This window comes from Olleya sp. KKT75, from assembly GCF_055635485.1.
In genome coordinates, this window is sequence record NZ_CM145759.1 from 543,353 (window position 1) to 556,733 (window position 13,381).

Annotated in this window: 14 protein-coding genes; 7 read left to right on the forward strand and 7 right to left on the reverse strand. The window is 34.2% G+C overall.

Annotated elements, in window-relative coordinates:
* Positions 1-31: 31 nt before the first annotated feature.
* Together ACZ2G2_RS02410 and ACZ2G2_RS02415 are read right to left on the reverse strand one after the other, a co-directional pair.
* Positions 32-1,546: a S8 family peptidase gene (locus tag ACZ2G2_RS02410; protein WP_470393799.1), complete on the reverse strand. Its 1,515-nt coding sequence runs from the start codon at positions 1,544-1,546 to the stop codon at positions 32-34.
* 297 nt (positions 1,547-1,843) lie between these two features.
* Positions 1,844-2,131, reverse strand: coding sequence for a Sec-independent protein translocase subunit TatA/TatB (locus ACZ2G2_RS02415; protein ID WP_090837559.1), 288 nt, complete (start codon positions 2,129-2,131; stop codon positions 1,844-1,846).
* Positions 2,132-2,237: 106 nt separating this feature from the next.
* Here ACZ2G2_RS02415 and ACZ2G2_RS02420 point away from each other — a divergent pair, with 106 nt between their 5' ends.
* Complete coding sequence (locus ACZ2G2_RS02420) at positions 2,238-3,998, forward strand: aromatic amino acid hydroxylase (RefSeq protein WP_470393800.1); 1,761 nt, start codon at positions 2,238-2,240, stop codon at positions 3,996-3,998.
* Between the two features lies 1 nt (position 3,999).
* On the opposite strand, the gene ACZ2G2_RS02425 is transcribed toward ACZ2G2_RS02420, so the two are convergent.
* Entirely contained in the window at positions 4,000-4,752 is a 753-nt protein-coding gene (locus ACZ2G2_RS02425; RefSeq protein ID WP_470393801.1) for an enoyl-CoA hydratase/isomerase family protein, read from the reverse strand.
* Between the two features lie 88 nt (positions 4,753-4,840).
* On the opposite strand from ACZ2G2_RS02425, the gene ACZ2G2_RS02430 reads away from it, so the two are divergent.
* The gene (locus ACZ2G2_RS02430) at positions 4,841-5,146 is read left to right on the forward strand and encodes a rhodanese-like domain-containing protein (RefSeq protein ID WP_470393802.1); all 306 of its coding nucleotides are present in this window, start codon (positions 4,841-4,843) and stop codon (positions 5,144-5,146) included.
* On the opposite strand, the gene ACZ2G2_RS02435 is transcribed toward ACZ2G2_RS02430, so the two are convergent.
* The 4 genes from ACZ2G2_RS02435 to alaS all read right to left on the reverse strand — a co-directional run bounded on the left by ACZ2G2_RS02435 (position 5,141) and on the right by alaS (position 9,983).
* The gene (locus ACZ2G2_RS02435; protein WP_282068952.1) at positions 5,141-5,752 is read right to left on the reverse strand and encodes a DUF4230 domain-containing protein; all 612 of its coding nucleotides are present in this window, start codon (positions 5,750-5,752) and stop codon (positions 5,141-5,143) included. The genes ACZ2G2_RS02430 and ACZ2G2_RS02435 overlap by 6 nt on opposite strands.
* A 249-nt stretch (positions 5,753-6,001) precedes the next feature.
* Entirely contained in the window at positions 6,002-6,949 is a 948-nt protein-coding gene (locus tag ACZ2G2_RS02440) for a GSCFA domain-containing protein (RefSeq protein WP_470393803.1), read from the reverse strand.
* A complete protein-coding gene (locus ACZ2G2_RS02445; protein ID WP_090837571.1) occupies positions 6,946-7,311 on the reverse strand; it encodes a peptidoglycan-binding domain-containing protein in 366 nt (121 codons plus the stop codon). Before ACZ2G2_RS02445 ends, ACZ2G2_RS02440 begins: the two co-directional genes overlap by 4 nt.
* Positions 7,312-7,367: 56 nt before the next feature.
* The gene (gene alaS, locus ACZ2G2_RS02450; protein WP_470393804.1) at positions 7,368-9,983 is read right to left on the reverse strand and encodes an alanine--tRNA ligase; all 2,616 of its coding nucleotides are present in this window, start codon (positions 9,981-9,983) and stop codon (positions 7,368-7,370) included.
* A gap of 133 nt (positions 9,984-10,116) precedes the next feature.
* On the opposite strand from alaS, the gene ACZ2G2_RS02455 reads away from it, so the two are divergent.
* Genes ACZ2G2_RS02455 through ACZ2G2_RS02475 form a run of 5 tightly spaced genes read left to right on the forward strand, consistent with a single transcriptional unit; the run spans position 10,117 to position 13,364 of the window.
* A complete protein-coding gene (locus ACZ2G2_RS02455; protein ID WP_090837575.1) occupies positions 10,117-11,088 on the forward strand; it encodes a M23 family metallopeptidase in 972 nt (323 codons plus the stop codon).
* Complete coding sequence (locus ACZ2G2_RS02460; protein ID WP_101203932.1) at positions 11,088-11,417, forward strand: MerR family transcriptional regulator; 330 nt, start codon at positions 11,088-11,090, stop codon at positions 11,415-11,417. Before ACZ2G2_RS02455 ends, ACZ2G2_RS02460 begins: the two co-directional genes overlap by 1 nt.
* A complete protein-coding gene (locus ACZ2G2_RS02465) occupies positions 11,407-12,051 on the forward strand; it encodes a LemA family protein (protein ID WP_470393805.1) in 645 nt (214 codons plus the stop codon). The genes ACZ2G2_RS02460 and ACZ2G2_RS02465 overlap by 11 nt, the downstream gene beginning before the upstream one ends.
* 3 nt (positions 12,052-12,054) lie before the next feature.
* The gene (locus ACZ2G2_RS02470) at positions 12,055-12,495 is read left to right on the forward strand and encodes a TPM domain-containing protein (RefSeq protein WP_470393806.1); all 441 of its coding nucleotides are present in this window, start codon (positions 12,055-12,057) and stop codon (positions 12,493-12,495) included.
* Positions 12,492-13,364, forward strand: a complete 873-nt coding sequence (locus tag ACZ2G2_RS02475; RefSeq protein ID WP_470393807.1) for a TPM domain-containing protein — start codon at positions 12,492-12,494, stop codon at positions 13,362-13,364. Before ACZ2G2_RS02470 ends, ACZ2G2_RS02475 begins: the two co-directional genes overlap by 4 nt.
* The last annotated feature ends 17 nt before the right edge of the window (positions 13,365-13,381 follow it).

Here is a 13,381-nt window from a genome sequence, read left to right on the forward strand (position 1 = left end):
GAGAGGCTTTTTACATTAACACTTATAATTTTTATTGTACTGCTTGTAAAGCATCAATATTACCATATCCAAAACTTGAATTTTTATTAGGATAAAACTCTGAAGACTGCTTTAATTTAGTTAACACTTGAGCTCTAGACCATGTTGGGTGCTTAGACCAAACTAATGCAGCAATACCAGCTGTTGTTGCTGTTGCTACAGATGATCCACCTGTGTAACTTCTATCTCCGTTGTAAAAACCTAATACCGGCGGTGCTTTACTAGTATTGTTATTACCTTCCATAATAATAGTAAAGTCTATTTTACTTCCGCTATGACACACCTCACATCTATCGTAATTTGGTCCATCATCTACACCTGTTACCGCAACAGTCTCACTCATAGTTGCAGGAAAAATAACCCCGTAACCGTTTGTAAAACTAGTAGACGTCCCACCTGCTGCGAAAATTAATTTACCTTTACTGTAAGCATATCTAACAGCATCTTTTATATTTCCGATAGACCATAAATACCCTATAGACATTGATATAATTTTCACATCACTTCTATTTCCTAATTGTGTTAATGCGCTAGATACTCCTTTACGCTCATGATAGTCATTAAGTAATACATCTTCTGTTGCTCTGTACGCTACTAAATTTGCATTATAAGCAACACCAACAGGCATTCCGTTATCGTTACGTGGCGCTGCTATTGTTGATGCCATAGCTGTACCATGTCCACATTTATCATGTATACCATCATAGTTATTTGACCACCACCAATTAGAGTCGATAAATGTTCCATATTTTTGAACAAAACGCCCATTTGAATACCCATCATTAATTCCTGACGAATTCAATAAAGGCTGAGAAGCAGACACTCCTGTATCTATCAGACCAATAGTTATCCCTGCTCCTGTACTTTGACTCCAAGCTTGTGGGATATTGTGTTTGTAAAAATGCCAAGACACTTGCGCATTATTTGGCGCTATAGTCGTGTAATGTGCAGCATTAATTGTGTCTGCATTTTTATCGCATCCAGAGCTTGAACGCCCATTATTTACGGTTTCGTATTGGTTATATCCGTTTGGCTCCAAATATCTAACACCGTCAGTTTGTAATAATTGTTTAATAGTCTCAAAGTTTGCAACCTGTACATCTACGACATTTATAATATCGTGTTCAAACATTGTTTTTTCGTCTTTTTTATAATCTTCATTATCCTCTACCAATTGTATAATATTAGATAATGTTGCTTTTAAGCGTTCTGATTTAACCTCAGCAAAACTTTCGTTTTCTTCTCCGTAACCAATGGTTAAAATATTATTACCTCTAACTACTGCACTCCATAATGTATGTGGTGTGACATCTTTCCAGTCAAAAGCACCTGTTTCGGTAAAGCTTTGATTAATTAAGGCATTTATTTCAGGAACGGTTAACGCGGGTTTTTGACTGTAGTCTATTGTTGTGTCTTCCGGAGCATCTAATGCGTCTTCTTTTTGACACGCGTTAAATACTGTCAAAGCTATCAGAAGGACTGATAGTTTTAGTAATGGTCTTTTCATTTTGTATATGGTTTAAGGTTGATGCTTAAATATATACATTTTTCTTAAAAAAAAGTTAATTTGGTTATCAATTTACCTATTAAACATCTTTAAAAGTAGTAAAATCTTAGTGGTAAGTTGTTTTTATTTTGCGTTAGCGGTAGAAATGGCATCCTTTTTTTTAAACTAAATAGCACTAGCTGTGGTAAATTATATTTAAATGGACACTTAAAATACTATTGAGAATATCCTAAAAAAAGATATAATGGATGACGCGACCCTTGTGGTAACGCCCCTATAATTGATTCGGAAATTGGATTATAGTTTACGACGTACAGATCCGGTAAACTCCTCTAGATCGTCTTTAACTTTTTTAAGTTCTTCGTTTACACCATCTGTTATGCTTGTATCCAAACCGTTACGTTCTGCAGATTTAGTGATTTCGGTTTTGATATCATTAGTGGCATCTTTAAGTTGACGCATACCTTTACCTAATCCCTTGGCAATATCCGGCACATTTTTAGCGCCAAACACCATAACAACGATAAGCAGGATGAAAAATATTTCTCCTCCGCTTATAAATAAAAATGTTGTTAATTTAACCATGGTACAAATATACTAAGTTGTTTTGATTGTTTGAATAAACTACTGTTTTTTTTAAGAGTCTTTTAGTACGATTTTTGTATTTTTACGTCAAGTGAAACACAAAGCTATGGAGTTTAAAAATATTGAGTCTAATCCAATTTTAGATCGTTTACCGAAGCATTTAAGACAGTTTATTAAGCCTCAGGATTATGAGGATTATTCTGCTATTGACCAAGCGGTTTGGCGTTATGCTATGCGTAAAAATGTAGATTATCTTAGTCAAGTGGCCCATAGCACTTACATAGAAGGTTTACAGCAAACAGGAATTAGCGTAGATGCTATCCCAAATATGTATGGGATGAATCGTATTTTAAAGGCTATTGGCTGGGCTGCTGTTGCTGTAGATGGTTTTATACCTCCTAATGCTTTTATGGAGTTTCAGGCTTATAATGTATTGGTAATTGCTAGTGATATTAGACAATTGGAACATATTGAATACACACCTGCTCCGGATATTATACATGAAGGTGCTGGTCATGCTCCAATTATTGCAAATCCAGAGTATGCTGAGTACTTAAGACGTTTTGGTGAAATTGGGTGTAAAGCCATCAGTTCTGCCAAAGATTACGAATTATACGAAGCTGTGCGACACTTATCTATTATTAAGGAAGCGCCTAATACACCACAAGATCAAATTGATTTAGCTGAAAAAGCGGTTGAAGATTTACAAAATAATATGGGTGAACCAAGTGAGATGGCTTTAATAAGAAACTTACATTGGTGGACGGTTGAATATGGTTTGATTGGAACCATTGAAGATCCTAAAATTTATGGTGCTGGTTTATTATCGTCTATTGGAGAGAGCGCTTGGTGTATGACTGATAAGGTTAAAAAATTGCCTTATACAATAGACTCTACTTTTCAGAATTTTGACATTACAAAACCACAGCCACAATTATACGTCACTCCGGATTTTGCACACCTTAGTTTGGTGTTAGAGTCTTTTGCTAACACTATGGCGCTGCGTACCGGTGGACCAAGTGCTATTAAAAAATTAATACATAGTCAAGCTTTAGGAACAATAGAGCTTAGTACAGGTTTACAAATATCGGGTGTGTTTACTAATATGATTGAACATAATGGTAAAGTAAGTTACATACAAACTACAGGGAAAACTGCCTTAGCTAACCGAGATAAAGAATTGGTTGGACATAGTACTTTAGAACATGCGGATGGTTTTGGATCTCCTATCGGGAAATTAAAAGGTATTAATCTTGCTATTGAAGACATGTCACCACGCGATTTACGTGCTTATGATATTTATGAAGGTGAAACCGTTACTTTAGAGTTTGAAAATGACATTATTGTTACCGGAGAAATTATTACCGGTACACGTAACTTACAGGGTAAAATTATATTAATTAGCTTTAAAAACTGTACAGTAACACATAAAGACACGATCTTATTTGACCCTACTTGGGGACTTTACGATATGGCTGTTGGTAAAGAAGTACTTTCTGGTTATTCTGGTCCTGCAGACTTACATAGTTTTGATTTAATTACACATAAAGTAAGCAGCACGACAATACATGTTAAGCATTCTGCTGAAAAGTTAGAATTAATTGACCTTTACAAACAAGTCCGTGATTATCGCGAAGGGACAAACCCAACTATTTCTAGAACTAAGGTGTTAGAACAATTGGTAAATCGTTTTCCTATGGATTGGTTATTACCAATCGAGTTATTTGAACTGGCTAAAAAAGGTAATGAAAACGAGCTTTGCAATAGTATTTTAGCACATCTTGAAACTATCAAGCAAAACAGACCAGAGGTTGGACATTTGATTGATGATGGTGTTAAGATTGCTAGTCAAGAAATTGCGGTATAGATTAACTATAACTCTTTAATTTTTGTTTAGTAAAGTCGCTTAGGACCAATTTACCACTAATTTCGGCACGCTCAATAAGCAAGACGCTCCACTCGTTAGTGTCTTGCCAAAGCACTCTTTTAAGTTCTAATAGCGCCTCAGGATTATACGATGCTAATTTGGTAGCTAAAGCTAAGACTGCATCATCTAAAGCCTCTACAGTGTCAAACACATCTGCGTACAAGCCTTTTTGTTTTGCATAATCTGCTGTGTAAAATGTTTCCGCGTCAATTGTCATTTGAGAAAAAGCAGTTTGCCCAATTTTTCTGGTTACTGCAGGCTCTATTACAAATGGTCCGATGCCTATACTAATTTCTGATAATTTTATAGCTGCAAATTTTGTTGCCAAACAATAGTCCGTTGCACTTGCCAATCCAACACCACCTCCAACAGCTTTACCTTGTACACGACCAATAATTAGTTTTGGGCATTTACGCATAGCATTAATCACATTAGCAAATCCAGAGAAAAAGCGTTTACCTTCTTCCAAATTATTAATAGCAACCAACTCTGTAAAACTTGCTCCAGCACAAAACGTACGCGCTCCGCCACTTTTTAAAACAATAACCCTAATATCATCATTTTTACCAGCGTCTTTAATAGCTAATTCCAATTGTTTTAAGATCGGGCTTGGCATTGCGTTATGTTCTGGTGTAAAAAACGTAATATACCCTACGTTATTCTCTATGGTTTGTTTGACGTATGCTTGAGACATGTAATCCTTATTTTTTATAGTTGAATATAGACAAATTTAAGACTTTTAAATCTTCTAAATTTATTAACTTTGAAGGAAACATTATACTATGGGATTTTTCAGTTTTCTTTTTGGGAATAAAACCAACAAAATAAAAGAATTTACAGATAGAGACGCTATTATTTTAGATGTGCGCTCTAAAGCAGAATATGATTCTGGCGCTATTCCAGGCTCAAAACATATTCCGTTACAACAAGTCCAAGCCAAAATTAATCAGATAAAACAATGGGACAAACCTGTTATTACTTGTTGTGCAAGTGGTATGCGCTCTGGTAGTGCTGCAGCTATTTTACGCAGTAATGGTCTCGAGGTTATGAATGGTGGTGGATGGCAAAGCCTATCGGGAAAATTATAGTTTTAATATTTCCAATCGGTCTTCGTTATCAATCTTACTGTCATTATACTGTAACGTCCACCCTAAACTATTGGTTAAAATATAAAATTTAGACAGCTCACTTACTAACCTGTTTTTAGCATTTATGCGCAAGTTAGACGCCTCTACTTTTTTACGGATTCGTGCGGTAACCGTTTCCTGTATTTTATTATAGTCGTCATGATTAAAAGCATTAAGGTAACCACTTTCTACATCGTAATATTCTAATTTAGGATAGATTTTTAATTCCTCCTTAGGGATTTTAGTAATCTTCAATACCTTATTTATACTATCTATTTGGTATTCGATCTTACTTAAATCGTAACCAACGGTTACCTCAGCATTTACTATAACTAACGCTTGCTTATCTGATGTTAAGTTAGCAAATAATGCTTTGGAGTTTTTATAACTGTATGCATCACTAAAATAGCCTTCAGTCACTATTAGCTTACCAACATTATTAATTTGTTTTTGTATTAAAGCAGAGTGCTCACTAATAACAGTTCTGTCTGCACTACCTTCTGTACATTTTTTTAAAACAAACGACAGAACAAATGCTATTACTATACCAATAATTATTTTTCGCATACAATAAAAGTACTATTAGATTTTGAATTTATCTACAACGTGAAGTTAAAAATTTTAGAAAAGAAAAAACACCAAAACAAAAACTACAGAAGCAGATTATTGATTTGGTGTTTAATTGAAATATATGATTAATAGCTCGATAAAAGTAGCGCTACTTTACGTTAAAATATTTTTTATTCGTTAAACCGGATATTAATCTGTTGTAAACATCATTTGTACTAAATCGCTTACATATCAATAGGTTGCGAATCATTCGAATTTAATATAAGGTAATCGACGAACTAAACTTTCTTGTTTATTTTGTAATTGTTCTGTAAATTTTAGATGTGCTTCAGAGTTAGGATTAAATGGTTTATGCTGTATTCCTTTTTGTACAACATCGACTTCTGTCATAATTTTCTCTGCGGAATCGGCAATCCAAACATCATTAAAGCGCTGCCAAATATAATCGACTGCTAATGGACTTGGATGAATAAAATCTTGATTATAAAAACGGTAATCCCTCAGCTCGTCCATCATAATTTCATAAGATGGAAAATAATGCGTTTGACTGCCCAGAACTTTATGAATAGCTGTTATTAAATGTGATTTACTTTGTGTGTTCTCCACAAAACCATCCTTAATGTGTCTTACAGGAGATACTGTAAAAATAAAATTAACCGCAGGATTAACTTTTTTAACCTCCGTTATAATAGCTTGAAGTGCAGCCACGATAACATCCACACCTAATATTTGTTTTTGAAATTGCTGCTGCGGAATTTTATGACAATTGGCAACTATTTTATTAGTCTTTATATAACGATAAATCCATGCTGTACCTAAAGTGATAACCACATGAGAACTTTGCTTTAAATAATGACCCGTTTTTTGAGACGCCGCATTAAGCTGATGTAATAATAAACTTTTTGTATGTTGACTTAATTTTGAATGTGCATCAAAACTATGAAACTGCTCGTTGTTAAGAAACACATCCGTATCCGCATATTTCTTCCCACTTAATGCATTAATAACCAAATTATGAATAGCCACAGGATGAAATAAAATACCAAACGGATTAACATAATGCTGAAACTTGAAATACTCAAATTTTTCACCAATGTTTTCCGCAAAACAAGACCCTAATAAAAACACTTTCGAGTTATAGCTTATTAGATTACTTTCTTGCTTTTGTAATGGTATTTTGGTTTGAAGATTCAATTAGATCTTTGTTTTTTTAAACATTTTCTTTTCAGCTTTTTTTCTGTTTTAAACAAAATATAAGGGTACTTACCTAAACCGACATCAAAATTAAACTGTTCTAATTGCTTTTTAGTTTCATCATCCAAAATACCTGTCTCACTCAAGTTATAACCTAAGTAATTTAATTGTTTTTGGATTTGCAAAACTTGTGCTTTTGAAGGTGACAAAACTGTTTTCACCCATTTAGTATTGCCCTCTAAATCTACAGATTCGCAAAACACATAACCATTATCAAACGTATCAAAACTAATCGACTGGCTTACTTGACAAAACAACATACAAGGAAAAAAAACTAAAAGTAACAACCAACGCTTTTTCATAAATTATTTCTTTTAGTTCCTTTACTTGTTTATTAATTCTGATAGTCTATTCTTAATTAAGAAATATACCCTTTAGCAGCCTCTAAAGCATTAACAATACCTTCTGGATGCTTACCTCCTGCTGTAGCAAAAAATGGCTGTCCACCACCTCCACCATGGATGTGTTTCCCTAATTCTCTTACAATAGTCCCTGCGTTAAGCGACTTAGTTTCTACCAAACTTTTAGATACGTAACATGACAAGATTGCTTTACCATCGTTTTCTGCTCCAAATAATAAGTATAAGTTATCAAACTGACTACCTAACTCAAAACATAAATCTTTAATTCCTGACGGATCTAAATCTAATTGCTTAGCTAAAAAGTTAACCCCATTTATTTCTGTGATTTCGTTTTTAAGTTCGCCTTTTATATTCTTAGCTTTATCTTTAAGTAATTGTTCTATTTGCTTTTTTAAGCCTGTATTTTCATCTTGCAAATTTTGTAATGCTTTAACAGGCTCTTGCGCATTGTTAAGCATATCTTTCATTTCAAAGAATGATCTATTATTTTCGTGATAATAAGACTTAACTGCATCGTTTGTAATTGCTTCAATACGACGTATTCCAGAAGCAACTGCGCCTTCAGACACTATTTTAAAATGCCATATATCTGCAGTGTTATCCACGTGCGTCCCACCACACAACTCTATAGATTGACCAAATCTAACGGTACGTACAGCATCGCCGTACTTTTCGCCAAATAACGCCATAGCCCCTTCTTCAATAGCTTTTTCCATTGGCACATTACGTCCTTCTTGTAATGGCAACTTACTTTCTATTCTAGAGTTTACAAAGTTTTCTACATCACGTAATTCTTCTACAGTTAACTTAGAAAAGTGAGAAAAATCAAAACGCAAATATTTAGAGTGTACCGCACTTCCTTTTTGCTCCACATGCTCTCCTAAAACTTCTCTTAATGCTTGGTGCAATAAGTGTGTTGCTGTATGATTACATTCTGTTCTGTAACGTTGTTTAGCATCTACTTTAGCAATAAACACTTGATTTACATCACGAGGCAACTCTTTAGTTAAGTGAATAATAATGTTATTCTCCTTTTTAGTATCAACGATATAAAACACATCACCATTACCTGCTTGAATATAACCTTTATCTCCAACTTGCCCTCCACCTTCTGCATAAAACGGTGTTAAATTAAAGACTAGTTGATACATTTCGCCATCTTTTTTAGAAACGACTTTACGGTATTTTGTGATTTTTACTTTAGCTTCTAATTGATCGTATCCGATAAATTCTTGATCTTCATCTTCAATTAAATCAGTCCAATCATCAGACTTTAATTCTGATGCCTCACGACCTCTTCCTTGCTGTTCTTTTAATCGCTTATTAAATTCACCTTTATTATAAGAGAAACCTTTTTCTCTTAAAATTAAATCAGTTAAATCTTCAGGAAAACCATAGGTATCTTTAAGCTCAAAAACCTTAGAACCAGATACTTGTTTATCAGTTGCATTATCTACAATACGATCTAAAATAGCTAAACCTTGATCCAATGTTCTTAAAAAAGAGGCTTCTTCTTCTTTAATTACATTTTCTATTAATTGTTTTTGTGCTTTTAATTCAGGGAATGCAGCACCCATTTTTTCCGTTAAAACATTAACTAAACGGTAAATAAATGGTTCTTTCTTATCTAAAAATGTAAATCCATAACGTACTGCACGACGCAAAATACGACGGATTACATACCCCGCTCCTGTATTACTTGGCAATTGCCCGTCTGCAATAGAAAATGCGACTGCACGTACATGATCAGATATTACACGAATAGCAATATCCACTTTCTCGTCTACATCATAATCTTTACCTGTTATAGCTTCTATTTCTCTAATAATAGGTGTAAAAACATCAGTATCGTAGTTAGATTGTACGTTTTGTAACACCATACATAAACGTTCAAACCCCATACCTGTATCAATATGTTTGTTTGGTAACCCTTCTAACGTTCCATTTGCTTTACGGTTGTATTGCATGAAAACTAAGTTCCAAATCTCCACAACATGCGGATGGTCCTCGTTAACTAAAGTTTTACCATCTACTTTTGCTTTTTCTTCCGCAGACCTAATGTCTACGTGGATTTCGCTACAAGGTCCGCAAGGTCCTTGTTCTCCCATTTCCCAAAAGTTATCTTTTTTATTTCCTTTTAAAATACGGTCTTCACTAATATATTGTTTCCAAATGTCATAAGCTTCCGTATCCATTTTAAGGTTATCATCATCATCACTACCTTCAAAAACGGTAACATATAAAATATCCTTATCAATTTTATAGACTTCCGTTAATAACTCCCATGCCCAAGCAATAGCTTCTTTTTTAAAGTAATCACCAAAAGACCAGTTACCTAACATTTCAAATAATGTATGGTGATAAGTATCATAACCAACTTCTTCTAAATCGTTATGCTTACCAGAAACACGTAAACATTTTTGACTATCTGTTATACGATTATTTTTAGGCTCACTATTTCCTAAAAAATACTCTTTAAAAGGTGCCATTCCGGCATTTACAAACATCAAAGTTGGATCATCCTTTAACACCATTGGTGCAGATGGCACTATACTGTGCTTTTTATCTTCGAAAAACTTAAGGAAAGTTGCGCGTATGTCTTGAGAATTCATATTGTAATGTTGATAATCTTGTTAGCATAAGCTTAACGCTTATTAAAACAATTTATATATTTGTTATTCGTTACTATTTTAATCAACTGAAAAATTCAGTTTTAATAACTACAAAAATAGTATAAATTAGATAATGAGTAAGGTAAAATATTATTATGATTCTGAAACGCTCTCTTATAAAAAAATAGAGCGTAGAAAAAGACGCACATTTAAGTTTATATCTTTATTCTTAATTGCTGCTGCCTTATTCGGTTTTTTGTTTGTTTTTATTGGTGGGCACTACTTTGAATCGCCCAAAGAAAAAGCGTTAAAACGAGAATTATCAAACTTAGAGTTACAGTTTGATTTACTTAATAAAAAAATGGAAGAGGCAGAAACAGTCTTAGCCAATATTGAAGATCGCGACAATGCTATTTACCGTTTATATTTTGAAGCTAACCCAATACCTGAAGAGCAACGTAAAGCTGGGTTTGGTGGTGTAAATCGTTATAAAAAATTAGATGGTTACGATAATTCGGAATTAATTATAAGTAGCAGCCAACGTATTGATAAATTACTAAAACGTATTGTTGTGCAATCTAAATCTTTAGATGAAATAGCGGTTTTAGCTGAAGAAAAAGAAAAATTACTACTAGCTATTCCAGCAATACAACCCGTAAGTAACGAGGACTTGACACGTATGGCTTCTGGATACGGTATGCGATCTGATCCTTTTACTAAATTAAGAAAAATGCACTGGGGGATGGATTTTACATCTCCAAGAGGAACACCTGTTTACGCTTCTGGAGACGGTAAAATAGAACGTGCAGACAGTAACTCTGCAGGGTACGGTAATCATATTAGAATTGACCATGGTTATGGTTATGTCTCTTTATACGCGCATTTATTTAAATATAATGTTCAAAAAAACCAGCGTGTTAAACGTGGCGATTTAATTGGGTTTGTTGGTAGTACTGGTCGCTCTGAAGCACCACACTTACATTACGAAATATTTAAAGACGGAGAACGTATCAACCCTATTAACTTTTACTACGGAAGTTTATCTCCTGAAGAATTTAATAAACTATTGGAGCGTGCTTCTTTAGAAAATCAATCTCTAGATTAATGATTATTGATCTTCCAGAAAAACGGTATTATACCATAGGTGAGGTTGCCAAAGCATTTGATGTCAACACATCACTACTTAGATTCTGGGAAAAAGAATTTGATGCTTTAAAACCAAAGAAAACAGAAAAGGGAAACCGTAAATTCACACCCGAAGATGTCAAAAACTTGCAACTAATTTATCATTTAGTAAAAGAACGTGGCTTTACGTTAGACGGTGCAAAAACACATTTAAAAGAAGAAAAAAAGAAAACACTAGATAATTTTGAAATTATAACTAAATTGGAAGGTGTTAAAGCACAATTAATAAAATTAAAAAATGAACTATAAACAACTGCCAGAAAACGGAACTAAAAAATCTTCGACTATGAAAAAATTACTTATCCCTATTATTATCATCGGAATCCTTGCTTTTGCATTATTTAGATGGGGAATTGGAGTTAACAACGAAATTATAGAAAAAGAAGGTGTTGCTGTTGCACAATGGGCAAACGTAGAAAGTTCTTACCAAAGAAGAGCGGATTTAATACCTAATCTTGTTGCCACTGTAAAAGGATATGCCGATCACGAAAAAAGCACTTTGGAAGCTGTAATAAAAGCAAGAGCAGAAGCTACTAAACCTACAATTAATGTAGATGCAAGTGCTATTTCTCCAGAAAATATTGCACAATTTCAAAAAGCACAACAAGGTTTAAGCGGTGCTTTATCTAGACTATTAGTATCTGTAGAGCGTTACCCTGATTTAAAGGCTGACAAAAGCTTTTTAGAGTTACAAAGCCAATTAGAAGGTACAGAAAACAGAATTAATGTAGAGCGTAACAGATTTAACAATTTAGCAGGAGCTTACAATATCTTTATTGCAAAATTCCCAACTAGCTATGTTGCAGACTACATTAACAAAGGCGCACTTGGTTTATTTAAATCTTCTCCAGGAAGTGAAAATGCACCTAAAGTACAATTTTAATTTATGCAAGATCAAGTTGAATCATTTTTAACGACTATTGAAGAACAGGAAATTGTTGAAGCTATTAGGTTAGCCGAAGATGAGACCTCGGGCGAAATAAGAGTACATATCGAGCGTACTTGTAATGATAACGTTGAGGCGTGCGCATTACAAGTATTCTCGGTTTTAAAAATGAATAACACAAAACATCGCAATGGTGTTTTAATATATGTTGCTGTAGATGACCATAAGTTTAGTATTTATGGCGACGAAGGCATCAATAAAGTGGTTCCTAAAACATTTTGGGACGACACTAAAGCTGTCATAGAAACTCATTTTAAAAATGCCAATTTTAAACAAGGGTTAGTTGACGGAATCTTGCACGCTGGTCAACAATTAAAAAAACACTTTCCGGTTGAGGATAACAATACAAATGAGTTATCAAACACTATTTCTAAAGGATGATATTAAGTAATCAGTGGTCAACAGTTAGTCCAAAAACTTTAAAACACATAGCCAGACATCTTGTTACATTATGTTTATTGCTTTGGGTTAGTAATGGTTTTGCGCAATATAAAATTCCGCCAAAACCAGATAAAGCTAATGGTGGACAAACTAGTGTTTATGACTACGTTAATTTATTATCACCTGCACAAAAAAGCACTTTAGAAAACAAACTAATACGTTATTCTGACACCACATCTACGCAAATAGTGGTGGCCATTATACCGTCTACACAAGGCGAATACATTAACTATTTAGCGACTAATTGGGCTCACGAATGGGGTATTGGTCAAGAAAAAGAAGACAACGGTATATTTATACTTTTAGCACGTAACGATAGAAAAATAAATATCAGTACGGGTTATGGTGTAGAACACTTATTAACCGACGCCTTAGCTAGTCGTATTATCGAGCAAGACATTATACCATTTTTTAAGCAAAACGACTATTACGGTGGCTTAAATCGTGGTTCCGATGCTATTTTTGAGGTTATGACTGGTGAGTATAAAGGTTCTCGTCAAAATGATACATCAGAAGAGTTTCCAATAGGTGTCATTTTCTTTTTAGTCATTATTTTTATCATCATTTTAATTTCGATATCTAAAAACAGACGAGGCGGGAATGGTACTGATAATTTTGGTGGCGGTAGCAATTCAACACGAAGTATTCTTGAAGCCATTATATTAAGTAACTCCGGTCGTGGTGGTTACAGAAGTGGTTCTGGAGGCTTTGGAGGAGGCGATTTTGGCGGTTCTTCTGGAGGTGGTGGATTTGGTGGAGGCTTCGGAGGCGGAGGCTTTGGAGGTGGTGGTGCTTCAGGTGGGTGGTAACCCGTTATGAAGTCAAT